Source organism: Frankia sp. EI5c (assembly GCF_001636565.1).
GTDB lineage: Bacteria > Actinomycetota > Actinomycetes > Frankiales > Frankiaceae > Parafrankia.
The window spans coordinates 176235-201065 of the sequence record NZ_LRTK01000006.1; the positions used below are offsets into that span (position 1 = coordinate 176235).

Annotated in this window: 14 protein-coding genes and 6 pseudogenes; 4 read left to right on the plus strand and 16 right to left on the minus strand. The window is 73.7% G+C overall.

Annotated features, from left to right (window positions below):
• Positions 1 to 133: 133 nt before the first annotated feature.
• Positions 134 to 916 (minus strand): DUF4232 domain-containing protein, encoded by a 783-nt coding sequence (locus tag UG55_RS04195; RefSeq protein ID WP_066063101.1) that lies wholly within the window; start codon positions 914 to 916, stop codon positions 134 to 136.
• Between the two features lie 566 nt (positions 917 to 1482).
• Between UG55_RS04195 and UG55_RS04200 the strand changes: the two genes are divergently transcribed.
• Positions 1483 to 3216 (plus strand): hemolysin family protein, encoded by a 1734-nt coding sequence (locus UG55_RS04200; protein ID WP_083986390.1) that lies wholly within the window; start codon positions 1483 to 1485, stop codon positions 3214 to 3216.
• Positions 3213 to 4259 carry a hemolysin family protein gene (locus tag UG55_RS04205; protein WP_066063103.1) on the plus strand — a complete coding sequence of 349 codons (1047 nt, stop codon included), beginning with the start codon at positions 3213 to 3215 and terminating at the stop codon, positions 4257 to 4259. Before UG55_RS04200 ends, UG55_RS04205 begins: the two co-directional genes overlap by 4 nt.
• A 44-nt stretch (positions 4260 to 4303) precedes the next feature.
• Here UG55_RS04205 and UG55_RS04210 read toward each other — a convergent pair whose 3' ends face one another.
• Together UG55_RS04210 and UG55_RS04215 are read right to left on the minus strand one after the other, a co-directional pair.
• A complete protein-coding gene (locus tag UG55_RS04210) occupies positions 4304 to 5551 on the minus strand; it encodes an ABC transporter substrate-binding protein (RefSeq protein ID WP_066063105.1) in 1248 nt (415 codons plus the stop codon).
• 216 nt (positions 5552 to 5767) lie between these two features.
• Positions 5768 to 6589, minus strand: a complete 822-nt coding sequence (locus UG55_RS04215) for an SAM-dependent methyltransferase (RefSeq protein ID WP_066063108.1) — start codon at positions 6587 to 6589, stop codon at positions 5768 to 5770.
• A 292-nt stretch (positions 6590 to 6881) separates the two neighbouring features.
• On the opposite strand from UG55_RS04215, the gene UG55_RS04220 reads away from it, so the two are divergent.
• Entirely contained in the window at positions 6882 to 9581 is a 2700-nt protein-coding gene (locus UG55_RS04220) for a WD40 repeat domain-containing serine/threonine protein kinase (protein ID WP_066063113.1), read from the plus strand.
• A gap of 63 nt (positions 9582 to 9644) precedes the next feature.
• On the opposite strand, the gene UG55_RS04225 is transcribed toward UG55_RS04220, so the two are convergent.
• Entirely contained in the window at positions 9645 to 12281 is a 2637-nt protein-coding gene (locus UG55_RS04225; RefSeq protein WP_066063115.1) for an Hsp70 family protein, read from the minus strand.
• A 483-nt stretch (positions 12282 to 12764) separates the two neighbouring features.
• Between UG55_RS04225 and UG55_RS04230 the strand changes: the two are divergent.
• Positions 12765 to 13136: pseudogene (locus tag UG55_RS04230) on the plus strand (3-beta hydroxysteroid dehydrogenase); the annotation flags it as partial.
• A 41-nt stretch (positions 13137 to 13177) separates the two neighbouring features.
• Here the strand turns inward: UG55_RS04230 and meaB are convergent.
• From meaB to UG55_RS04270, 12 genes and pseudogenes are all read right to left on the minus strand, one after another.
• On the minus strand, positions 13178 to 14173 hold the full coding sequence (meaB, locus tag UG55_RS04235; RefSeq protein WP_199865035.1) for a methylmalonyl Co-A mutase-associated GTPase MeaB: 996 nt from the start codon (positions 14171 to 14173) through the stop codon (positions 13178 to 13180).
• Complete coding sequence (gene scpA, locus UG55_RS04240) at positions 14170 to 16401, minus strand: methylmalonyl-CoA mutase (protein WP_066063118.1); 2232 nt, start codon at positions 16399 to 16401, stop codon at positions 14170 to 14172. The genes meaB and scpA overlap by 4 nt, the downstream gene beginning before the upstream one ends.
• Complete coding sequence (locus UG55_RS04245; protein ID WP_066063121.1) at positions 16401 to 18320, minus strand: methylmalonyl-CoA mutase family protein; 1920 nt, start codon at positions 18318 to 18320, stop codon at positions 16401 to 16403. The genes scpA and UG55_RS04245 overlap by 1 nt, the downstream gene beginning before the upstream one ends.
• Positions 18321 to 18486: 166 nt before the next feature.
• Positions 18487 to 18846, minus strand: a 360-nt coding sequence (locus tag UG55_RS32275; protein ID WP_242423713.1) for a sulfite exporter TauE/SafE family protein, incomplete at its 5' end; no start/stop codon positions are given.
• 1 nt (position 18847) lies between these two features.
• Positions 18848 to 19377 (minus strand): annotated as a pseudogene (locus UG55_RS32280) (sulfite exporter TauE/SafE family protein); the annotation flags it as partial.
• Positions 19378 to 19602: 225 nt separating this feature from the next.
• The coding region (locus tag UG55_RS32285) for a tellurite resistance TerB family protein (protein ID WP_242423714.1) at positions 19603 to 19804 on the minus strand (202 nt) is incomplete at its 5' end.
• Between the two features lies 1 nt (position 19805).
• Positions 19806 to 20058 (minus strand): annotated as a pseudogene (locus UG55_RS45920) (tellurite resistance TerB family protein); the annotation flags it as partial.
• Between the two features lie 164 nt (positions 20059 to 20222).
• Positions 20223 to 20684 (minus strand): annotated as a pseudogene (locus tag UG55_RS32295) (hypothetical protein); the annotation flags it as partial.
• Position 20685: 1 nt separating this feature from the next.
• A pseudogene (locus UG55_RS32300) lies at positions 20686 to 22057 on the minus strand (hypothetical protein); the annotation flags it as partial.
• Position 22058: 1 nt separating this feature from the next.
• Positions 22059 to 22502, minus strand: a pseudogene (locus UG55_RS32305) (hypothetical protein); the annotation flags it as partial.
• A gap of 109 nt (positions 22503 to 22611) precedes the next feature.
• Entirely contained in the window at positions 22612 to 23211 is a 600-nt protein-coding gene (locus UG55_RS04265) for an adenylate kinase (protein WP_066063130.1), read from the minus strand.
• Positions 23212 to 23425: 214 nt separating this feature from the next.
• On the minus strand, positions 23426 to 24830 hold a 1405-nt coding region (locus UG55_RS04270; protein ID WP_255360422.1), incomplete at its 5' end, for a glutamate synthase subunit beta.
• Between the last annotated feature and the right edge of the window lies 1 nt (position 24831).

The following is a 24831-nucleotide window of genomic DNA, read 5'->3' on the forward strand; positions in this document are numbered from 1 at the left end:
CGAGCTCCCCGGCGGCGGGAACCACCGGGGAGGGGCGGCCGGGGCTGGTAACGGACGGTCAGGGCGGCTGGGGGTCGGGGCCGGGCGCCGGGGCTGGGTGGCGCGGACCGGCTGAGCCGTCAGATCGCCGGGTTCAGATCGCCGGGTAGAGCGCCGTGACCCGCAGCTCGGCCAGCGCCGGCTCCGGGCAGCCGGCCCCGGCGGAAACTGCCCCGGCGTCCAGCGGCAGCAGGGCGGCGAGGCCGTCCACCGTGAGCGCCTCACCGCCGCCGGGCGGGATGACCCGCAGGCCCGCGGGCGGCACCGCGGAGCCGTCCGCGCCGCAGGCGGGGAACAGCCCCGCCGCGCTCACGGTGAGCCCCGCCTCGGCCCGCTCACCGGCCGCGAGCAGCACCGCCGCGCCGGCCGGCCCCTCGGCCGCGGCCGGCTGCCCACGCCTGGTGCCGGCCTCGTCCACCTGGAACACCACCGGCCGACCGCCCACCTCGCAGGCCTGCCCACCGGTGTTGACCAGTGCCAGCGTGGCGTGTGTCTGGCCCGCACCGTGCTGTGCGTCCACGAGCTCCGCGCGCAGCTCACTCGGTGCGCAGAGCGGCACCGCGGTCGGCCCTGTCGAGGCCGGCGCCGCGGCGAGGGCCTGAGCCTGGCCCCGGGCACCCGCGCCCGCGCCGGCTTCCGGAGAAGTGGCCGCCGAGCCTTCACGGAAAGTGACCGTTCGAGGAGCAGCCGGCCGGGGGATGTCTGGTCGGGCGGCGGCAGCGACGGCGGGCGCCGCACCCGCCGCGGTGTCACCCGCTCCAGCCCGCCCGACACCGGGGACACCGGCCGCGGCGACACCGAGCACGGCGAAAGCCGCGAGAACAGCGAAAGCCGCGAGAACAGCGAACACAGCGAGCCCGCCGAAAACAGCGGGCATGGCGGACCGGGCAACCGCGGACCTCGCCGCGGGCGCCCGGCCCGGCCATTCCGGTGGCCTGTTCCGACGGCTGGTCACAGGGAATTCAAGGGCACGCGGAGAATGACGCATGACGCCCTCCCGGCTCCCCCGATCTGGGCTCCGTTCCTGCGTTCTCGGGCGCTGATCGCGCCCGGTCTCGATCACCTTCCCAGCCCGGGTGGACGCCACACCTGGAATTCCGGGCCAGATCCGCGGGCCGACCGGGCTGGCCACAACGGGTGGAGCCCGGCCGGCGGGGCCGACGGCGAGGGCGCGGGCGCGGCGCGGTACAGCGCGCCATGCCACGCCGTCGCCCTCTGGACCGACGCACCTCCCACAGGCCATCGTGAAACGGTCCGTCTCCGACGTGCGTTGAACCAGCGTGACCGGGGGTAGACAGCATGACCGGGGGTAGCCAGACACCTGGGCGACAGTCGGACCCGACAGTCGTCCCACCCGACGGAAGGGATCATGATCAGTTCCGACGATGCCGGATGTAGTTCCGGCCGGCCCACGCGTGAAGAAGCGCCCGCGGGGGCCGATCAGTGACCGAGGCGCTTCTGTTGCTCCTGAGTCTCGCCCTCGTCGCCGCCTGCGGCGTCTTCGTCGCCGCGGAGTTCGCGTTCGTGACGGTGGACCGGCCCACCGTGGAACGCGCGGCCGAGGGCGGGGACCGCTCCGCCGCGGGTGTCCTGACCGGCCTGCGAAGCCTGTCCACCCAGCTCTCCGGAGCGCAGCTCGGCATCACCATCACCAATCTCGCCATCGGTTTCCTGGCCGAACCCGCGATCGCCACCCTCGTCGAAGGCCCGGTCACCGACCTCGGCGCGTCGCGGGGTGTGGCCCGGGGGGTGTCCGTCGCACTCGCGCTGGTGATCGCGACCGCCTTCACGATGCTCTACGGGGAGCTCGTTCCCAAGAACCTCGCGATCGCGAAGCCGCTGGGGACGGCGCGGGCCGTGCAGCGCCCGCAGCGGGCGTTCACCCGGATCGCCCGTCCTGTGATCAGCTCGCTGAACCGGACGGCGAACGCGCTGCTGCGGCGGGTCAACATCGAGCCCCGGGAGGAACTGGCGTCCGCCCGTTCCCCGCAGGAGCTGTTCTCGCTGCTCGGGCGGTCAGCCGAGCACGGCACACTGCCGCGGGAGACCGCGACGCTCATGCAGCGCTCGCTCACGTTCGGCGACCGGGTCGCCGAGGACGTCATGACGCCCCGGATGCGCATGCAGTCCATCGAGGCCGACGCACCCGTCGCCGAGGTGATCAGCGCCGTCCGGCGGACGGGCCACGCCCGCTTCCCGGTCACCGGGGAGGGCAGCGACGACGTGGTCGGCCTCGTGCACGTCAAGCACGCGGTGAGCGTGCCCGAGGAGCTCCGCGACACCACCCCGGTGCGGGATGTGATGGTTCCCGCGGCGACCGTGCCGTCGTCGATGCCGCTCGATCCGCTGTTGGAGACCCTGCGCTCGGGCGGCCTGCAGATGGCCATCGTCGTCGACGAGTTCGGCGGGACGGACGGCCTGGTGACGGCGGAGGACCTCATCGAGGAGATCGTCGGTGACGTCATCGACGAACACGACCGGGTCAGCCCGCGGGCACTGCGCCGCCGGGACGGCAGCTGGCTGCTCTCCGGCCTGCTGCGTCCCGAGGAGGCCAGTGAGGTCACCGGCCTGCCGGTGCCGGCCGACGACTCCTACCAGACGCTGGGCGGCCTGATCGCGCGGGCCCTGGGCCGCATCCCACAGACCGGTGACACGGCTCTGGTGGACGGCATCCACTACGAGGTGGAGCGGATGGACGGCCGGCGGGTCGACCGCATCCGCCTCGATTCGCGGGACGGCTCCGGGCACGGGCCGGACGAGGCCACCGGAGACGGGCCGGACGAGGCCACCGGAGAGGCGGGTGGCACCGCCGCCGACGGGACGGCCACTGCCACCGGCACCGGCTCCGACGCCGCGGGCGGAAACGGGACCACGGGCGGAAACGGGACCACGGGCGGAGGCGGAGCCACGGGCGGAGGCGGAGCCACGGGCGGAGGCGGAGCCACGGGCGGAGGCGGAGCCACGGGCGGAGGCGGAGCCGCGGGCGGAAACGGGACCACGGGCGGAAACGGGACCACGGGCGGAGGCGGAGCCACGGGCGGAGGCGGAGCCACGGGCGGAGGCGGAGCCACGGGCGGAGGCGGAGCCGCGGGCGGAGGCGGAGCCGCGGGCGGAGGCGGAGCCGCGGGCGGAGGCGGAGCCGCGATGTCGGCCGGAGCCCGCGGGGCCGGCCGGTGAACGACGTCGTCGCCCTCGCCGTGACCGTGCTGCTGCTGGCCTGCAACGCGTACTTCGTCGGCGCCGAGTTCGCGCTCATCTCCGCGCGCCGGGACACCATCGAGCCGCGAGCGGCCGCCGGTTCCCGCGCCGCGAAGGTCACGCTGCGCGCCATGGAGAACGTGTCGCTGATGCTGGCCGGAGCACAGCTCGGGATCACCGTCTGCACCCTCGGCCTCGGCGCGTTGAGCGAACCCGCCATCGCGCACCTGCTGGTGGGCCCGTTCGAGGCGATCGGCCTGCCGTCCTCGATGCGGCACCCGGTCGCGTTCGCCATCGCGCTCACGCTGGTGACATACCTGCATGTCGTGGTCGGCGAGATGGTGCCCAAGAACCTGGCCCTCGCCCTGCCGGACCGGGCGGTCCTGCTGCTCACGCCGCCGCTGGTCGGGGTCGTGCGGGTGGCCAGGCCGGTGATCTCCGTCCTCAACCGCATCGCGAACCTCTCCCTGCGGGCCGTGCGGGTCCAGCCGAAGGACGAGGTCACCAACGTCTACACCCGGGACGAGGTGGCCGGGCTCATCGAGGAGTCGCACCGCGAGGGCCTGCTGGCGGAGGACGAGCACGACCTGCTCACCGGCGCGCTGTCGTTCGACGAGCGCACCGCCCGCAGCGTGCTGCTGCACCCGGAGGGGCTGGTCACGGTGCCGCCCACGATCACACCTCGGGAGGTGGAACAGCTCGCCGCCGACACCGGGTACACCCGTTTCCCCGTCCGCGGCGAGGACGACGACCTCGTCGGCTACCTGCACCTCAAGGACGTCCTGGAGAACCGTGAGGACCGCCGGTCCGCGCCCGTGGCCGCCAAGTGGATCCGGCCGCTGGTCCGGGTGGGGGCGGAGGACAGCCTGCGGACGGCCCTGGCGACCATGCAGCGCTCCGGTTCGCACCTGGCCCGGCTCTCCGACCCCGCCGGCCGCATCCTCGGTCTGGTGGCCCTGGAGGACATCCTGGAGGAGCTGGTCGGCGAGATCCGGGACGAGGCGACCCGGCACGACGCCTGAGCCAGCACGACCTGAGACGGAGGCCGGGCCGGGCCGGGCTGACGTCAGCCGAGGGTGTCCCCGCACAGCGCCATCGGCATCTGCACCTGGAACGCGTCCGCCGCCTGCGAGACCCGGACCACGCTCACGCAGGCGCGCGGCGCGTTCTTCGCGGCGAGATCGACGGGGGCGGGCAGCAGCCCGTCCGCGTCGTAGTTCCGGATCTCGCGCAGCGCGGCGATGTAGCCCGCGCGGGTCGGGCACTGGCCGGCCTCGGTCAGACCACGCAGGAAGAGATCCGCCGTCATCCAGCCGACCAGGCCGGTCGTCTGCTCCGGCCGCTCGATCTGCGGCGCGTACCGGGCCATCGCGTCGAGATAGCGCCGGTGCGCCGGTGTCGCCGCCTCGAAGGGCACGAAGTCGACGAGGAAGAAGGAGCCGGCGAGCCCGGGCTTGCGGCGGTCGAGCAGGACGGGGTCGTAGCCGACCGGCTGCATCGCCACCTTCACCGGGACGCCCGCCGCCCGGGTCGCGGCGAGCACGTCCGCGAACGCCTGCACGGGCACGACTCCGGTGATCATGTCGGCGCCGGCCGCCCGCACCCGCTCGGCGGCGGCCGCCGGGTCGAAGCCGGCGGGCGTCCAGTCGACGGTGTCGACGACCTCGACCGCGCCGGCGCGCAGGCTGCGGGCCAGGCGCTCGCCGATGTGCCCCGAGGTCGGGATCACCTCCGCCCGCAGGATGACCGCCCGGGTGGCGCCGTGGGAGCGCGCGAACGCTCCGAAGACCGAGGTGCCGAGGTCGCCGCCCAGCATGTTGGAGTAGCCGAAGGTGTTCTCGCCGGCCGCGGTGAGGTCCTGGCCGATGGCCGGGACGCCCTGCTCCGCGAGATAGCTCGCCGCCTCGGCGCCGATGCCGCTGGTTCCGACGACGGCGAAGGCTCCGGAGCGGTCCACCAGGTGGCGCGCGGCGCGCAGCGAGCCGTCCGACGTCGACTCGTCGTCCCGCCAGTCGTAGTGGACCTGCCGCCCGTGGACGCCGCCGGCGGCGTTCACCGCCCCCAGCCGCGCGTCGATGCCGGCCCGGAAGGCACGGGAGAGCTGTGAACCGGAGCCGGTGTCCGGGTAGAGAACGCCGAAGCGGATCTCCTCGGGGGTGACGCCCGCCTCGGCGGCGCAGGCCGCGCCGGGTGACGGTGCCGACTCATCGGTGGAGCCCCCGAAACATCCGGCCAGCAGGACCGGCAGTACTGTCGCCAGCGCCACTCCGGCCGCGGCCATCCGCCGCCGACCACCGGCCGATCCGGTTCTCATCGGTTTCTCCTGACGTCCCAGCGTCACAGCGCCAGCGGTGACGAACCTCCTGCCGACCGGTCCCCACCCAGCGCCGCCCCGAGCATCTCCAAAACGGCTCTTTCCGCTCATTTCCGGATGATCGGGGCAACCGGCCCGGCAACGGTACAACATCACGGACACGGAGCCCAGCGACCCGGAACCCGACGGACCCGGCGGAAGGATCAGCGCCGAGGATCAGCGCCGAGGACCGGCGGCCACGATCACCGCCATGGACGGCGCCCACCAGTAGCTGCAGTCGGCCGGAGGACGCAGACCGTCCACCACGCGCACCGAGAACGTCTCGAAATGGCGCAGCAGGGCGCGCTGGTGCCGGCGGGAGACCGAGTCGATCTCGTTCGAGTAGTAGGTGAACGATCCGTCGTCGGTCAGGTGCTCGGCGGCATGCCCGAAGAAATGCTCGGCGAAGGTGGCGTCCCGCACCACGTAGTCGTCGACCTCCCGCTCGTCCAGCGGATAGGTGTCGAACAGGATGCCGTCGAAGCGGCCGAGGCCGGGCAGAACGTCCTGCCACCGACCGGGCACGATCTCGACCCCGGGCCCGCCGCCGCCCGCCGCCGCCCAGGCGCGCGCGGCGGCGGCGACGTCCGGGTTCGCCTCGATGATCGTGTGCCTGGCCGGCCCCAGCTCCCGCACGAACCCGGCCGAGATGCCGAGGCCGAAGCCCACCTCGCACACCGAGCTCCCGGGACGGGTGACGGCCCGCGCGAGCGCCCGCATCAGCGGCCGCTCCCAGGTCTGCATCACCTCCTGGCCGGAGACGAGCAGGGTCCCGTCGGTGACCGCCGGCGTGGCCTCGTCGACCGCGACCTCGATCTTCGGCCGGGAGGCGCCCGGCACCATGTGCGGCGCCGCCTCGTCGAGGGCGCTGAGGTCGGCCACGAACTCGTCGAGCGCGCGGTCGAGCAGCCACTGGCGGGGCTCCTCGGCCACCGGTGCCAGCAGGGAATCCGACGTCGGGGTGAGACTGACCTCGAACTTCGCCGCGCGGCGCAGCACGTGACCTCCCGGATTCGGTGCGCGCGGAGAGGCGCGCGGAGACTCGAACGGAGCGGACCGGAAGCCCGGGCGGAACCGAGGACCGGTCGGGATGCACGGTATATGGGCGCACGCCGCCGACCAGACCGGTTCCGGAATCCGCGCCGCCCGGGCCTGGCCCGGCAATACCCCGCGTCCCGCGGAGGCGGTACCAGCAGGAGAATGAGCCGAACGACGGTACCGTGGAGTCAGGTCGCGGTCGTCGACCTCGGTAATCTGAGGGCAGTTATGACGAACGCAGGAGTGGGGCCGCGTGACCGGGTATTCGCAATCACCGGCGTCCGGTAATTCCGCACGGCCGCTGCGTGCGGACGATCCCGTCCAGCTCGGCAACTACCGGGTGATCGGCCGGCTCGGCCAGGGCGGGATGGGCGCGGTCTTCCTTGGCCAGGCGCCGGACGGCACCGCCGTCGCGATCAAGGTCATCCGCCCGGAGCTGGCATCCCGGCCGGAGTTCCGGGCTCGCTTCGCCCGCGAGGCCGAGAGCGCCCGCCGGGTCCGCCGGTTCACGACGGCGGCCGTCCTCGACGCGGACCCGGAGGGACCGCAGCCGTACCTGGTGACGGAGTTCGTCGAGGGCCCGACGCTGTCGCGGCACGTCACGGCGCGCGGGCCGATGCGCCCGGCCGATCTCGAACAGCTTGCGGTCAGCGTGGCGACCGCGCTGTCGGCGATCCACGCCGCCGGCATCGTGCACCGCGACCTCACCCCGGCGAACGTGCTGCTCTCCCCGGTCGGCCCGAAGGTGATCGACTTCGGGCTGGCGCGGGAGTACGACACCGTGAGCGACCTTTCTCGCAACGTGAAGCAGGCGATCGGCACACCCGGCTACATGTCGCCGGAGCAGATTCTCGATCTGCCGATCACCTCCGCGGTCGACATCTTCGCCTGGGGCGCGATCATGATCTTCGCCGCCACCGGGCAGCCGCCGTTCGGGCCGGGGCGGGTCGAGGCGGTCCTCTACCGCATCGTGAACGAGTCGCCCCGGCTGAACGACGTGACCGGCGAGCTGCGCGAGCTGGTCGAGCTCGCGATGCGCAAGGACCCGGCGACCCGCCCGAGCGCCGAGGAACTGCGCCTCGCGCTGACGGCCGGGGTGGCCATCCCGGAGCGGACCGCCCCGGCCGCGGGCGCCGAGGCCGACCGCGGCCGGGGCGGGAAGGACGACGGCGCGGCCCGGGGCCGACGATGGTCCCGGGCCGGGCGGCGGGCCGGCGCGGGGTCACCTCCGCCCGCCGCGGCCGGCGGCCGGGGCCCGGCGGACACCGTCATATCGCCGGGCACCCCACCGCCGCCGGTGCCGACGGCAGCCCCCCAGCCCGGCCCACCCGGGCAGAGTTCGCAACCGGGCTCCTCACAGCCGCCGGTCTCACCCGTTCCGTGGTCGGCCCAGCCCCTTTCGCAGCCGCTCACGCCGCCCCGTTCGCAGGGGCCGCAGTACCCCGCGGCACCGCCGTACTCCCCGGCTCCGCACCGCTCGCACGCACCTCAGCACTCCCCCGCACCTCAGCACTCCCCCGCACCGCACTCCCCCGCACCGCAGCACTCCCCCGCACCGCAGCACCTGTCGGCGCCGCAGCCCGCGGCCGCGGACGCTGCGCGGGCCGCCGGGCAGGGCGCGGCCGGGCAGGGCGCGGCTCCCGCGCCCGCGGGCACCGGCGCGGAGACGAACCGCCGGAAACTCGGTCGGCCGGTCATGGTGGTGGGCGTCGCGGCGTTGCTGGCCGCCGCCGTCGCCATTCCGCTGGCGACGCTGGGCGGTGACGACGACTCCGCCTCCACCGCGGACCGCGAGGCCATCGCGACCCAGCTCGCCGCCGACGCCGCCGCCAGCCGCGCCAACGACCCGGCCCTGGCCAGGCGCCTCAGCCTCGCCGCCTACCGGATCGCTCCCGTCGGTCCCGCCGCCGACGCCCTGATCGCGTCGTTCGGCGAGCGCACCGCGGTGCGGCCCCCGGCGTCCGGCAGCCCGGGCCGGGACGTCGCGTTCAGCCCGTCGGGCTCCGTCCTCGCCCTGGCCGAGGCCGACGGCACCCTACGGCTTTACCAGCTGACCGACGGCGGCGAGCCGACGCAGCTCAGCGAGCGGCGGACGGAGGACCCGGCCTCGGCCGTCATGTTCGGCCACAACGGCGACCGCCTGGCGCTCAGCGGCACCCAGGCCCCGGCGCGGCTGTGGGACGTCACCGACCCGGCCGACCCGCGGCCGCTGGCCGAGATGACCGGCCTGAGCAGTCCCGTCCAGGTGGCCCTGTCCGAGGACGGGTCGCTGCTCGCCGCCGCGACCGAGGACGGCACCTTCGCGCTGTGGCGGCTGACCGACCCGTCCGCGCCCGAGCCGCCCCGCCTGCAACGGTCCCCCGTGGCCCAGGACATGGCGCTCAACCCGGCCGGCGACCTGCTGGCGATGGCGGGCATCGGCGGTGACATCCAGCTCTGGGACATCACCGATCCGGCGAACCCGGTACGGGCCGCCGTGCTCAGCGGCGCGGCGGGCGCGGTCAACACGGTGGCCTTCAGCCAGGACGGGAAGCGTCTGGCCGCCGGCGGGGATGATCGGACCGTGCGGGTCTGGGACGTGACCGCGCCGGCCGAGGGCCGGGTCACTGACGAACTGACCGGGCACGCGGCCGCCGTCACCACCGTCGCGTTCGGGCCCGACGGGCAGGTCGTGAGCGGTGACCAGGCGGGCGTCGTGGAGTACTGGGGCGGCTCCAACCCGGCGGCGCCGGTACGGATCGGCGACCTGAGGAGCCCCGTGCTGTCGCTCGCCGTCGATCAGGCCGGCGAGCGGCTCGCGCTCGCCACCGAGGACGGCCAGACCATGGTCTGGTCGGTGGATCCCGACCGGCTCACCGCGGTCGCCTGCGCGGACCCGACGGCGCGGATCAGCCAGGCCGAGTGGAGCAGGTTCGTACCGGATCTCCCCTACGCCGACCCCTGCGGGATCTGACCGCCGGAGCCCCGTGGCGGGAGACAACCCGTCACGGGGCCACGAGCTCAGACGTCCAGGCGCTCAGGCGTTCACCGGTGGGACGCCCTGCGTCAGCTCGCCGACGCGGGTGACGTTCTCCTTGATCGTGTTCCCGTCCCGCGGCACGTAGTGCGCGTCGAAGGCGATCTGCCGGCCGTTCTCCAGGTAGTAGCGCATGTAGGCGGCGGTGGCGGGCTCGCGCAGCGCGTCCTTGCGGGCGTAGACGAACACCGGCTTGCAAAGCGGCAGGTAGAAGCCCGTCCCGGCGGTGACCGCGTTCGGCTCGACACACCCCTCGCCGTTGTCGATCTCCAGGCCGCGCAGCCGGGAACCGAACGTCTCGAAGGTCGGGAAGTCCAGGAAGCCCATCGCGAGCCGGTCACCGGAGACCGCGGTCGCCACCCCGCTGAGATCGGTCTCCTGGTACTGGCGGGACCGGTCGCTGGCGTCGTTCACGGTCGTGTTGAAGACCTGGGCCTGCACGCTGTCCCGCGCCGGTCCCACGAACGCGATCGGCTCGTTCGGGAAGGAGCTGTCGATCTCGCTCCAACGGTTGATCTTCGACCCGGCGTCCCAGATCTTGCGCACCTGGTCGAGGGTCAGGCAGCGGGCCCAGGTGTTCTGTGGGTTCACCACGATGGGCAGGGTGTGGTGCGCCACCTCGAAACCGACGATCTGGTCCGCGCAGCCGGCGTTGTTCGAGAAGCTGGGATCGAACTCGAACGAGGCGCCGGCCACGTCGATCTCGCCGGCGCACAGTTTCGCGAAACCGTCCTCCGTGGTCGACGAGGCCACGTTCACCGTCACGTTCGGCTGGACCTTGCGGAAGCCGGCGTAGGCGGTCTCGCTGATCGGCGCGACCTCGGCGGAACCGGCGACCAGCACCATGTTCGGCCCGGCGGTCTCCGGGGCCGGGGCCACGCTCGCCGGCGGCGACGTCGGCCCCCCGGCGATCGGCAGGACGCTGGTCGGCGAGTCATCGTCACCGCCGCGGGTCACGACGAGCCCGAGGGCCGCGGCCCCGACGATGAAGACGATCGCGGCGACGGCGGCCGCGATGGTCGTCCGCGGCCAGCCACCGGACGAGCCGCCGTGGGAGCCCCGCCGGCCGGGCCCACCGCCGCCGGCCCGGTGAGCCGCGGGCGGCGCCGCTCCGCCACCACCGGCACCGCCACCACCGCCGGCCGGGTAGCCTCCGCCCGGCCCGCCGGCGTTGGGCTCGACGACCTCCATGCCGCCGAGAACCGTGGCGGCGCTCGCGTCATAGCCGGTGGTGGACGTCCCGGCGAAGTCGGGTGCGGTCTGCGGGGCCGCCGGGACGCCCCCGCCGACGCCCGGGTCCCGCGGCGACGCGCCCGGGTTCCCGATCACGGTGGCGTCCGGGTCCGCCTGGGACGGCCCCGCCCCCGGCCCCGAGGCGGCACCGACCGGCGGGAACGACGCGGCCGGCGGGAACGACGCGGCCGGCGGCACGGAGGTCAGCGGCGGAACCGAGCCCCCCGGCGGGTAGGAGCCCGGCTGCGAGAGCCCGCCCCACGGCGGCACGGATGCGGTGGGGGCGACGTCCGGCGGCCGGATGATGGACGTCACGTCCTCACCCGGGGAGCGTTCGGCGAGCCCCGCGGCGATCAGCGCGGCACCGACGGCGATGTCCTCGTCCGAGCCGTACTGCCAGCGGCCGACCGCGGGCAGTGCCGCGCGCATCTGTGCCGCGACCAGCGGCATCCGGGCGGTGCCGCCGAAGAGCAGCACGGTGGAGAGGTCCGCGGGGTCCGCCTGGCCGCTGCGCAGCGCCTGCCGGAACGCCCGCACCGTGTCGTCGACCGCCGGCGTGACCAGCGCGTCGAGGTCGGCGCGGCGCAGGGTGACCGCGGCCGGCTCCCGACCGGGGAGCGCGAGCGGGACCTCGATCTCCTCTTCCTCGGCCAGGTACTCCTTGGCCTGCGCGCACTCGTCACGCAGCCGGGCGAGGGCGACCGCCACCGCCGTGTCGGTGGTGTCGAGCTGGTCACGGCTGGTACCGGCGTGTGCCAGCACCCTGTCCACCAGCAGCTCGTCGATGTGCTCGCCGCCCGTGCGGCTGATGCCGGCCGGCGAGCCGAGCCGCTCGAGCCCGAACGGGCTGAAGGACAGCACCGCCGCGTCGAAGTGCCCCGCGCCGAAGTCGTAGAAGCCGACCAGGTCGACGGTGCGCGCGGCGCGGCGGCTGATCAGCAGCCGTCCGATCGCGTCGGCGGATGCGCACGTCGTGACGGGAGCGGAGACGTCCGAAAGCTGGCTGACGGCGCTGGCGAAGGCCTCGCGGCGGTGCTCGGGCCAGAACGCCGGATGAGCGACGACGATCTGTTCCGGCGCCTCCCCCCGGGACGCGGTGACCTGCTCGACGAGATGGCCGATCAGCCGGGCGAGCAGACCCTCCGGGCTGTAGGCGGCGCCGCCGACGAGGATGTGGCCGGGCTCGCCGATCCGGTGCAGGAACCCGCGCGCCGCGCGGTCGGGAGCGGCGGTGGCCCGCCGCAGTGCCGACCGACCGGCGAGCACACCCCCCGCCGGGGGCATGAAGAGAACGGACGGCACCGCCCGCGCGCCACCCAGGGTGATCACCGCGGGCCAGCCTCCGTCGGAGACCGCGAGAACCGTGGTCGCCGAACCGACGTCGATGCCAAGTTGGTAGCCCACTGGATCCTCCGGATGTCTTCGCTCGTTCTCCGCCGTCACCGCCGCGAACGGGCGCAGCGTGGCCCCCCGGCTCCCGCTCAGTGCGCCTACGCCGCGACACCGAGACCATCGGCTACCGACGGGGTACTTCACACGACAACGAAAGACCTGGCGGCCCACATCGTAGGCCGCCAGACCAGGACCGCCCTATCCGGTAGCGGACATCGATATCAGAAGGCGGACACCCACAGAAGGCCGAGCGCATCCGGAACGCCCATTCCGCCGGAACACGTCCGGCGCGGGCCCAGGAGAAACACCGGGTTCATCCGGTGAAACGCGGCTGACCTCATTTCAGGGCGCGCAGCTCCGCCGCGGCCTGCGCGATGCATTCCGCGAGGTCGGGCGGCCGCTCGGCCGAGGCCCAGCGCGCCCAGGCGACCTTGAAGACCGCCACCGCGCTGTGCGCGGCGAGGCTGGCCGCGGGCTCGGCGACGCCGCGCGCCCGCAGCGCCTCGCGGAGCGGCCGGCTACATCGGGGACGGCTCGACCCGCTGGTCGGCCGTGCACCGGGCCGACGCCGCCCACCTGGTCGGGCTCGCGCTGGAGAAGGCGCCGGCGGGCACGCGGCTGCATGTGGTGGCCGAGAGCGGGATCGCCTCCCGCGACATCGCCGCCGCGATCGGCGACCACCTGGGCGTGCCCACGGTGTCGGTCGCGCCCTCGGACGCCCCGGACCACTTCGGCTGGATCGCGGGCTTCTTCGGCCTGGACCTCGCGGCGTCCAGCGCCCGCACCCGGGAGCTGCTGGGCTGGACGCCGACCGGCCCGACGCTGCTGGCGGACATCGCCGCCGGCGCCTACGCGCTGCCCGGTTGACGCCGGGGTGACGGCCGGGGACGGCCGGATGACCGCCGGCCCTACGAGTCGAACGCCTCCAGGATGGCGTCGGCGGCGAGGCTGGGAGTCAGCGCGCCGTCGCGCACCCGGCGCTCGATGTCGGCGGTCACCGCCCGGACCCCGGGGTGGTCGTGCAGGCGGGACAGGACGCGGTCCTGGACCATCGCCCACATCCAGTCGACCTGCTGGCGGCGGCGGTGCTCGGCGAGCTCACCCGAGGCGTCGAGGGTGTCCTGGTGTTTGAGTACCTGTGCCCAGACCGTGTCCAGGCCGGTCTTCTCGGCGGCGCTGCAGGTCAGCACCGGGGTCTGCCACTCGCGGGCGGAACCCTGAAGTAACCGGATCGCGCCGGCCAGCTCCCGGGCGGCCCGGCGGGCCTCCAGCTCGTGCGGGCCGTCCGCCTTGTTGACCGCGATGACGTCCGCCAGTTCCAGGACGCCCTTCTTGATGCCCTGCAGCTGGTCCCCCGTGCGGGCCAGGGTCAGGAAAAGGAAGGTGTCCACCATGTCGGCGACCGTGGTCTCGGACTGGCCGACCCCGACGGTCTCGACGAGCACCACGTCGTAGCCGGCCGCCTCCATGATCACCATGGCCTCGCGGGTGGCCTTGGCGACGCCGCCGAGCGTGCCCGCGGTCGGCGACGGGCGGATGAACGCCGCGGGATCGGCCGACAGCGCCGCCATCCGGGTCTTGTCCCCGAGGATGCTGCCGCCGGTACGGGTGGACGACGGGTCGACCGCCAGTACCGCCACCTGGTGGCCCTTGCCGGTCAGCATCGTGCCGAGCGCGTCGATGAACGTCGACTTGCCCACGCCGGGCACGCCGGTGATACCCACCCGGCGTGCCTTGCCGGCGTGCGGCAGCAGGGCCACCAACAGCCGCTGGGCGGCCTCGCGATGGTCGGCCCTGGTCGACTCGACCAGGGTGACGGCCCGTGCGATCCACACCCTGGACGACGCGAGCACACCGTCGGCGTACTCGGCGACGTCGACGGGCCTGCGCGCCACCACGGTCAGGACGCCCCCGCGGCAGCGTCGTGGCCGAGCTGCTCGGACAGGGTCGCCAGCAGCTCGATCGCCGCGTCCGCGATGACCGTCCCGGGCGGGAAGATCGCGGCGGCGCCGGCGGCCCGCAGCGCGTCGAAGTCCTGCGGCGGGATGACCCCGCCGACGACGACGAGGATGTCCTCGCGCCCGGCCGCCGCCAGCTCCTCCTTCAACGCCGGCACCAACGTCAGATGCCCGGCCGCCAGCGAGGAGACGCCGATGATCTGGACGTCCGCCTCGACGGCCTGCCGAGCCACCTCGGCCGGCGTCTGGAACAGCGGGCCGACGTCCACGTCGAAGCCGATGTCGGCGAAGGCCGTGGCGATCACCTTCTGGCCGCGGTCGTGCCCGTCCTGCCCCATCTTGGCGACGAGGATGCGCGGGCGGCGGCCCTCGGCCCGCTCGAAGGCAGCGGCCGCCTCGCGGGCGGCGGCGATGTTCCCGGCCGGCCCGGCCTCGTCCCGGTACACACCGGAAATCGTACGGATCTGGCCGGAGTGCCGCCCGTACACCTTCTCCAGCGCGTCGGAGATCTCGCCCACCGTGGCCTTGGCCCGGGCGGCGTCGACGGCCAGCGACAGCAGATTGTGCGACAGGTCCGACGGGCGGGAGCCGTCCCGGGCGGCGTCCGCCGCGGCGGTGAGGGCGTGCAGGGCGGCCTCGACGGCGGCGCCGTCCCGCTCCTCGCGCAGCCGGCGCAGCTTCTCGATCTGGCCGACCCGGACGGCGGAGTTGTCGACCTTGAGAACCTCGATGGCCTCGTCCGCGTCCACCCGGTACTTGTTGACGCCGACCAGCGGCTGGCGACCGGCGTCGATGCGGGCCTGCGTACGGGCCGCGGCCTCCTCGATGCGCATCTTGGGGATGCCGGCGTCGATGGCCTGCGCCATTCCGCCGGTGGACTCGACCTCGCTGATGTGGCCCCAGGCCTTGCGGGCGAGATCGTAGGTGAGCCGTTCGACGTAGTAGCTGCCGCCCCACGGGTCGATCACCCGGGTGGTGCCGGACTCCTGCTGCAGCAGCAGCTGGGTGTTGCGGGCGATGCGGGCGGAGAAGTCGGTGGGCAGCGCCAGCGCCTCGTCGAGGGCGTTGGTGTGCAGCGACTGGGTGTGCCCCTGGGTCGCCGCCATCGCCTCGACGCAGGTGCGCACCACGTTGTTGAAGACGTCCTGCGCGGTCAGCGACCAGCCGGAGGTCTGCGAGTGGGTGCGCAGCGACGTCGACCGCGGGTTCTTCGGCTCGAACTGGTTGACCAGCCGGGCCCACAGCAGCCGGGCGGCACGCATCTTGGCGACTTCCATGAAGAAGTTCATGCCGATCGCCCAGAAGAACGACAGCCGTGGCGCGAACGCGTCGATCGCGAGCCCGGCGTTCAGACCGGCCCGGATGTACTCCACGCCGTCGGCGAGCGTGTAGGCCAGCTCCAGGTCGGCGGTCGCGCCCGCCTCCTGCATGTGGTAGCCGGAGATGGAAATCGAGTTGAACTTCGGCATCCGCTGCGACGTGTACGCGAAGATGTCCGAAATGATCTGCATCGACGGCTGCGGCGGGTAGATGTAGGTGTTGCGGACCATGAACTCTTTGAGGATGTCGTTCTGGATGGTGCCGGCGAGCTGCTCCGGCGCCACCCCCTGCTCCTCGGCCGCCACGATGTAGAGCGCCAGCACCGGCAGCACGGCGCCGTTCATGGTCATCGAGACGCTCATGCGGTCCAGCGGGATGCCCTCGAACAGCTGGCGCATGTCGTAGATGGAGTCGATGGCGACCCCGGCCATACCCACGTCACCGGTGACCCGCGGGTGGTCGCTGTCGTACCCGCGGTGCGTCGGCAGGTCGAAGGCGACCGACAGGCCCTTCTGGCCCGCCGCCAGGTTCCGCCGGTAGAACGCGTTCGACTCGGCCGCGGTGGAGAAGCCGGCGTACTGGCGGATCGTCCACGGCTGGGTCACGTACATCGCCGGGTAGGGGCCGCGCAGGTACGGCGCGACACCGGGATACGTGCCGAGGAAGTCCAGGCCGGCGGTGTCGGCCGCGGTGTAGAGCGGCTTGACCGCGATGCCCTCCGGGGTGTCCCAGGTCAGGGCGTCGACGTTCTTGCCGGTGGCGTTCTCCAGCGCCTCCCGCCACTGTGCCTCGCCGGCGTCCGTGCCGCCCGGCGCACCCAGCGCGATCTCGGAGAAGTCGGGGATCGAAGACATCAGGCCACTCCCGCCTCTGCCAGGGTCGTGCGCAGCACCTCGACGGCGTTGCAGCCGGCGAAGACGTACCCGGTCACGCCCGCGGCGGCGTCGGTCGCCGCCCGGGTGCCGGCCTTGCCCGCGAGCCACACCGTGCCGGCGCCCGCCGCCCGCAGTGCCTCGGCCACCGGGGCCGCCCACTCGGCGTACACCTTGTCCGCCGAGCACAGGCAGGCGACCTTCGCGCCGGACGCGGTGAAGGCCGCGGCGATCGCGGCCGGGTCCGTGCCCGGCCCCGAGTCGGGGGTGGCCAGACCGCCGGCCTGGAACAGGTTCGCGGCGAAGGTCGACCGGGCGGTGAAGGCCGCCACGCTGCCGATCGTCGCCAGGAAGACCGCCGGGCGAGCCCCCGTCGACGCGGTGTGGGTGTCCGACCGGGCGCGCAGTTCCTCGTAGTCCTGGTCGTAGGTGATGACCGGCAGACCGGCGCCGGTCCCGGTGCCCGCGGCGCTTCCGGTGCCCGCGGCCGGCTCCGCCGGGGCGGCCGGGCGCTCGGGCAGCTTCTCGGTCAGGTTCGGGAACTCGCTCACCCCGGTCAGCGGGTCACGCCGGTGCGCGAGCGCGTCCGCCCGGGCGGCCCAGGTGGCGTCGAGCCGGGCCCGCAGCGATCCGTCGGCCAGCGTCGCGGCGAGACCGCCGGCCCGCTCGATCTCGGTGAACACCGCCCATGCCGCCGCGGCGAGGGAGTCGGTCAGGGACTCCACGTACCAGGAGCCACCCGCCGGGTCGACCACCCGGATGAGGCTCGACTCCTCCTGCAGCAGGGTCTGCGTGTTGCGCGCGATCCGGCGGGAGAAGTCATCCGGCAGTCCCAGCCGGACATCGAAGGGCAGCACCGTCACCACGTCCGCGCCGCCGACGCCGGCCGCGAAGCAGGCGACGGTCGTGCGCAGCATGTTCACCCAGGGATCCCGGCGGGTCATCATCGCGGACGAGGTGACCGCGTGCTGCCGCTGGGCCCACAGCTGCGGCGCCGCGCCGCAGACCTCCGCGACCCGCGCCCACAGCCGGCGGGCGGCCCGCAGCTTGGCGATCGTGAGGAACTGGTCGGCGGTCGCCGCGTAGCGGAACTCCAGCTGGCCGAGCGCGTCGGCCACGCTCATCCCGGCGCCGGTCAGCTCGCGCAGGTAGGCGACCCCGGTGGCGATCGACGCGCCGAGCTCCTGCGCGTCGCTGCCGCCGGCGTCGTGGTAGGCCCGGGCGTCCACGACCAGCGTGCGCAGCCGCGGGTACTCGGCGGCCACCCGGGGAGCGAGGGCGCGGACCCCGGCGAAGTCGGGGGCCGCGCCCGTCCGGGCCGCGAGGCCGAGCGGGTCCGCCCCGAGCACCCCGCTGACCTGGGAGGCCGGCACGCCGCGCTCGTCCACGAGAGCCAGGAAGGCGGCCGCGGCCTCGCCCGTGAGCGGGCCGGCGTCCAGGGCGACGGGCGCCAATTCCAGGTAGACCTCGCGCAGCACCTCGGCCAGCCCGTCCAGCGGGAGCCCGGCCGGCCCCAGCCGCAGCCACAGCGAGGTCACACCGTTCTCCAGGTCGGCGAGCGCCGCCTGGGCACCGACCTTGGGGTCGGGATGGCTGTGCAGGGCGCGGACGTCCCAGCCGTCGGTGTTGGCGCCCTGCGGGCGCCCACCGCGCACGAACGGCGCGAGTCCCGGCAGGCCCGTCGGCGCCAGCCCGGCGCCGTCGGCCGCGTCGTACAGCGGCCTGATGTGGATCCCCTCGTAGGTCGAGGACGCGATCAGGTCCTCGACCTCGCCGGGCCCGGCATCCTCACCCGCGACCCCGGACTTGCGCAGGACGCCCAGGACGAGGCGCCGCCACTCGTCCCTCGTCGCGCCCGGAAAATCGGCGGCCAACTCCAGCTCCACCGGTGGAACGGTCATGGGTCGGATCGTAGGGGCCCGAGGCCCCAGGGGCCCGGAATGTTCTTCCCGTCACAACCCGTCGGGCCCGGTCAGAAGCCTGCCGTCGACTGTCGGCACCCGGTCGCGGCTCCTCAGCCGCCGCCACCGCCACCGCCACCACCGCCAGCGGCCTCAGCCGCGCACCTCAGCCGCGGATGAGCAGTACCGCGGCGACGACGACGCCCAGGATTACGACCGCGCCCCGCAGTACCGGGGCGGGAAGGAGCCGGGCGACCCGGGCACCGAGCACGCCCCCGCACGCGGACGTCACCACCAGGATTCCGGCGAAAGCCCAGGCGACCTGCGCGGTCACCAGGAAGACCACGACGCCGATCGCGTTCACCCCGAACGACAGCAGCGTCTTGAGCGCGTTCGTCCGCTGCAGCTCGTCGACCAGCAGAATGCCCAGCACTCCCAGCAGGAGCACGCCGAGACCGGCCCCGAAGTAGGAGCCGTAGGCGCCGGCGACGAACACACCGATCCGCGTGGGCCAGGTGATCCCGCCNGCGGAATCCGGCGGTCCGGCGGAATCCGGCGAGCCCGGGAGGGCCGGCGCTCCCGCTACCGGCGAAACCTCCGACGCCTCCGAAACGTCCGACGCCTTCGAAACCACCGACGCACCCGGAGCCGACGTGGCCACCGAGGCCGCGCGCCGCCGGGCTACCAGCGCGGCCAGCCTCGACTGCACCGCCAACAGCAGGCAGGCGGCCAGCACCAGGAAGGGCACCGCCGTCTTGAAGCCGTCGGAGGGCGTCAGCAGCAGGACGACGGCGCCGACCAGCCCACCGAGCATCGCCGCGGGGCCGAGGGCCTTCAGCCGGTACGCCTGGCCGCGCAGTTCCCGACGGTAACCGAGCGCACCCCCGGCGTACCCGGTGACCAGGCCGACGGAGGAGGTGATGTTGGCGGTGAGCGCCGGCATCCCGGTGGCGAGCAGCGCGGGAAAGGCGATCAGGGTCCCGCCGCCGGCGATGGCGTTGACCGCCCCTGCCAGCAGGCCACCCCCGGCGACGAGAGCCGCGTCCGCTGGTCCCACAGGTCCTCCGTACGGTCGTGGCGAGCCGCCCCGGACTCGTCACAGCCCGCGGCGACGCGGCACCCGTCGGGAGGGCCCCGCCGGCCTCACCCTGGTCCGCCCCAACTACGCATGCCAGGCATTGCGGTCCAGGTCACGACGTTTCCGGCCGAAAATGACCGAGACGGCCGACCGCCCGACAGCGGGTGGCGGCGGTGGGCGGAAGCCAGCGGATCGCCGCCGCGGTCAGAGGTCGAACTCCTCCGGGTTGATGCCCACCGCAAAGCACGCCTCGCGGACGATCGCCTGCTCCGTCTTGTCGAAGTTGCCGTCGGCGCCACCGATGACGATCCCGATCTGGATCACCGCGCGGGCCTCGGTCGGCTTCTTCTTGACCTTGCCGATCTCCTGGAGCACCGAGACCTTGCCGAAGTCGAAGTCGGCCTGCNGCTTCCCGAGGTAGTCGTTGAACCGGCGCTGCAGGTCGTCCGCGGGGAAGTTGGACAGCACGTCATTGCTGACGATCAACGAGGCGACCCGCTGCCGCTCGGCCGGGTCGATGCTCCCGTCAGCGGCGGCGACGAGAGCACACATCGCCATGCTCGCATCGCGGAAGGCACCGCTCTTGAGGTCGTTCTTCTTCGCGTTGAGCTGGTTCTGCATGCCCTGCGCGGACTGACGTAGCTGATTCCAGATCGGCACCTTTGCTCCTTTGCCGGTGGCGTGTCCGGTGTCCCGGCGATCGCGGCGTTGCGGTCAGGAAGACCAGGGGGGTCGACGCCGCCCCTGGCCAGTCAAGCGTCCCACGAGGGTGAACGCGCGGACTGCGGGCAACGCTCCCGCCGTTCCCGCGAAGAGCGTTGGTCTCATGAGATCCCGTTCAGGCGGGTGACCGCCAGCGCGGCGTCGCCGATGTTGACGAAATCCACCGCGACGAAGGTCGGACGCCGGCCCTGCTCCTCCTCACAGCCGCGCGCGCGGTCGAGGATCAGGTCGGCGTTGTTCACGGCCAGGGCCGCCCGGCGGCTGGGGGCCGCGTCGGTCACCCAGTGGTTCAGCAGCAGCAGCGACGACTCCGCCGGTCCCCGGTTGCGTGGGCAGCCGACGAGCTTCTCCACCGCGTCGACGGAGAAGGGAGTGTCGGACGCGTAGCGGAAGAAGCTACGGAGAAAGGACCCGGGCAGGTCCTGACTTTCGGTGAAGACCACCAGCCGCCGCCCGCTCTCGACCATCTCGCGCAGCAGGGGCCACCGGTCGCCGTCGGCCGGCGGCGTGACGACGAGCGACGACAGGCCCGCCTGGGCCACCGCGCCGGTGATCTCGGCGGCNGGCACCTCGTCCTGGATGATGAGGGTGACGACCTCGCTGGGGTTGCGCGCCATCCACTCCCCGACCTTGCCTAGCTCGGCGGTCAGCTCCAGCGCGCCCAACTGGCACAGGTTGTGGCACAGCCACAGGCCGGGCCGGGCCGACCTGGCGTTGCGGGTCAGCGGCTCGACGGCCGCCCGGGTCGACGGCGGCAGCGTCGCGAGGACCTGGTCGACCTGTTCGGGCGTGGTCCAGTGGTGCACGTCGATCAGCAGCGCGCGCACGCCGAGGTCGAGCTGGTGTACCAGGGAGGGGTCCTGCGTCGGGCCGAGGAAGCGCTCCTCGCTGGTCGCCATTGCGTTGTGGGTGGCGAGGTAGGTGACCTCGTCGTATCTGCGGTCGCAGAGCTGGGTCTGGCTGTTGCACAGCTCGCGGGCGTTGGCCGCGGCGCCGGGGAACGCGACCCAGGTCAGGGTCATCATCACCGGCACGGCAACCGCGATGCCGGCGACGAGCCGGCGGCGGCGGCCGGTCCGGCTCCACCGCACCGACATCGCGGCGAACAGGGCGGCACCGAGGACCACCAGGCCCACGGCCAGGGTCCAGGCGACGATCCGCAGGTAGTCAGCCTCGATGTCGCCGTAGGCGTGCCGGGAGAAGTCGGCGAGCACGGCCCCGGCGCCCGGTGGCAGCGGCCCGCCGGGCTTCTCCAGTACCAGCAACGGATTGGGCAGCAGGATCCGCAACACGATTCCGAGCACGCCGGCCGCGACCCCCGCCGTGATCACCGCCGTGGCCAGCGCGCGCACCCGGGAACAGCCCCGCGCGGCGGCCAGCAGCACGATCGCGACCCCGATCAGCCCGACCAGCCCGAGCAGCGCCACCGTCATCCCGTCGAGGGCCGCCGCCACGTCGTGCAGCCGGGAGACGGCGCTGATCGCCGGCTCGTCACGCAGGTCCGACAGCCGGACCCCCAGGTCGAGCACGGCGCCGTCGGTCAGGTGCGCCCGCATCTGGTCGACGGCCTGCTCGTCGCCCTGGAACAGCAGCGGCCCGACCAGGGCCAGCGCGCCGGCGACATCCCCCGAACGCAGGTCGGCGCGCAGCGGGCCCGCCACCGCGTCGCGGTCGGCCGGTGCCAGCCGGGCGAGCACGGTCTCCACGACGCGGTCGGTGTCCTGCGCCGACAGTTCCATCACCGGCAGGTCGGCCGGTGGCCGCCCAGCCATGATCTCGTCGAGGGCGGACAGGACCGCGCGGGTGAACTCGGTGACCGAGCCGACCTCGTAGCTGCTGCCCGAGCCGAGCTCGCCGGCGATGTACCGGTTGGCCAGGCCGGAGATGTTGCCGAAGATCGGGGTCAGGTCGACGGTGAAGGCCAGGTCGTCCTGCCNGGCGCGCAGGTAGTCGACGATCCGCCGGATCTGCTCGTCGGTCATCTCCTCCACGGTCGACGGCGGCAGGACGGTGCGCAGGTTCGCCGTGACCAGGGAGGAGTCCACGGGCAGGCCGGAGAGCAGGGAGTCCACCGCCGGGTCGGGCAGCACCTCGGTGTAGAGCCGGTCGTAGGCTTTCGCCTCGGTGAGCGACTGCGAGTAGAAGTCGGCGCTCAGCACCGTCGAGCGTGCGGTGGTGAGCACGACGAACGGCAGCCAGACGAGGGCCAGCAGCAGCGCGAGCGCCCACTGCGCGGCCCTGAGCCGCCCGCTGTCGCCGCGGGGGGAGGCCACGGAGGCCGCGGAGCCCTCGCCGCCCGGCCCGGGCCCCGCGGCCCGCGGCTCCGGAACCGTGGGCACGGCACCTCGCCTGCGAACACGTCCACGGAGCCCAGAAACCATACGGTCATCCCCGACCTGTCACCGCACGCCGTCACTGCCGGTTTCCAACTTATCCCGGACGTTCCGCCTGGAGATCACTACCCGCCGGCGAGACACCGGGAGAGACGTCTCAGGGCCGGCTGGCCCGCACCTGTGGGCGCGGCACGGCCGCGAGGACCTCCTCGACGCGGGCCCAGACCCCGTCCGGCGGGCCGGATCCGTCGACCGTCCGCAGGAGGCCCTGCCCGGCGTAGTGGCTGCGCAGCGGCGCCGTCTCCGCCGCGAAGACCTTCAGCCGCCGCCGGGCCGTCTCGGCGCCGTCGTCCAGGCGGCCCTCGGACAGCGCGCGCCGGCTGATCCGCTCCAGGACTTCGGACTCGCCGACCTCGAGATCCAGGACGGCGTCCAGCGGGCCACAGGAGACGGTGAGCATGCGGTCGAGTGCCTCGGCCTGGGCGAGTGTGCGCGGGAAACCGTCCAGCAGGAAGCCCGCCCCGCAGTCGGCGCTCTCGGCGAGCCGCTCGGCGACCATGTCCAGCACGATTTCGTCGGGTACCAGCTCACCGGCCCGGACGTAGCGCTCCGCCCGCCGGCCCAGCGGCGTGCCGGCGGAGATCTGGCGGTCGAAGAGCTGGCCCGTGGAGATCGCGGGGATCCCGTGGCGCGCGCTGATGCGCACCGCCTGGGTCCCCTTGCCAGCGCCGGGCGGACCGAGCAGCACGAGCCTCATGGCCTGCACGCTACCGGCAGCCGGGCGGCCGGCAGCCGCACGAAAAGGGCAAAGCGGCACGACACCGGATGCGATGGAAGCGAGCTCACCTCGGCCCAACCGGTGCCTGGCCGTTGACCACCGGAGCTCCGCCGGGCAGGGCAGCGCCCCGCCGACCGCCAGGAAGCGCGGGGGTGCCCTGACCGGCCGGCGAGCGGACGGCCAGGGGTACCCGTCAGGGCCTGCGGGTGGGGAGGATCGGAGCCGGCAGGTCGGTCGCCCCGGTCAGGTACCGGTCGACGGCCGCCGCGGCCGAGCGTCCCTCCGCGATCGCCCAGACGATCAGTGACTGCCCGCGGCCCATGTCGCCGGCCACGAACACGCCGGGAACCGAGGTCGACCAGCCCTGGTCACGGGCGACGTTGCCGCGCGCGTCCAGCTCCACGCCAAGCTGCTCGAGCAGTCCGGCGCGCTCCGGCCCGACGAAGCCCATGGCCAGCAGCACCAGGTCACACGGCAGCTCGGTGTCGGTTCCCTCGATCTTCCGCGGCCGGCCGTCGACCATCTCGACCTCGTGCATGCGCAGCGCCCGCACGTTCCCCTCGTCGTCGCCGAGGAACTTCTCGGTGGACACGGCGAAAACCCGCTCGCCGCCCTCCTCGTGCGCGCTGGAGACCCGGTAGACGATCGGGAAGGACGGCCACGGGTTCGCCGGCGGGCGAACCGCCGGCGGCCGGGGCATGATCTCAAGCTGGTGGACGGAGACGGCGCCCTGGCGGTGCGAGGTCCCGAGGCAGTCCGCCCCGGTGTCACCACCACCGATGATCACGACCCGCTTCCCGGCGGCGGAGATCGTCGTCTCCGCCAGGTCTCCCTGCTGGACCTTGTTCGCGGGGACCAGGAACTCCATCGCCAGGTGAATGCCCTTGAGCTCACGGCCGGGCACGGGCAGGTCGCGGCCCACCGTCGACCCGCCGGCGAGGATCACCGCGTCGTAGGAGGAGCGCAGCTCCTCCGCGGTGACATCGACGCCGACGTTGCACGAGGTCACGAAGGAGGTTCCCTCGGCCTCCATCTGCGCGAGCCGCCGGTCGAGGACCTGCTTCTCCATCTTGAACTCGGGGATGCCGTAGCGGAGCAGGCCACCGACGCGATCCGCGCGCTCGTAGACGACCACCTCGTGGCCGGCCCGGGTGAGCTGCTGGGCCGCGGCCAGGCCCGCCGGGCCGGAGCCGACGACCGCGACCCGCCGCCCGGTGCGCGTCGACGGCGGAACCGGCACCATCCCACCGTCCGCGATGGCGCGGTCGATGATGGTGACCTCGATCTGCTTGATCGTCACCGGGTCATCGGAGATGCCGAGCACGCAGGCCGCCTCGCACGGCGCCGGGCACAGCCGCCCGGTGAACTCCGGGAAGTTGTTCGTCGCGTGCAGGCGTTCGATCGCCTCGGTCCAGTCCCCCCGCCGGGCGAGATCGTTCCACTCCGGAATGATGTTCCCCAGCGGACAGCCGTTGTGGCAGAAGGGAATGCCGCAGTCCATGCACCGGCTGGCCTGGTCACGCAGCGCGGGCTCGGGAAACGGCTCGTACACCTCACGCCAGTCGGTGAGGCGCACATCCACCGGCCGGCGTGTGGGCN

Bases quoted from the DNA above. Each gene is read 5' to 3' on its own strand.
- UG55_RS04265 (WP_066063130.1), bottom strand. From the start codon at position 23,211: ATGAGGCTCGTGCTGCTCGGTCCGCCCGGCGCTGGCAAGGGGACCCAG.
- scpA (WP_066063118.1), bottom strand. From the start codon at position 16,401: ATGTCTTCGATCCCCGACTTCTCCGAGATCGCGCTGGGTGCGCCGGGC.
- UG55_RS04210 (WP_066063105.1), bottom strand. From the start codon at position 5,551: ATGAGAACCGGATCGGCCGGTGGTCGGCGGCGGATGGCCGCGGCCGGA.
- UG55_RS04245 (WP_066063121.1), bottom strand. From the start codon at position 18,320: ATGACCGTTCCACCGGTGGAGCTGGAGTTGGCCGCCGATTTTCCGGGC.
- UG55_RS04195 (WP_066063101.1), bottom strand. From the start codon at position 916: ATGCCCGCTGTTTTCGGCGGGCTCGCTGTGTTCGCTGTTCTCGCGGCT.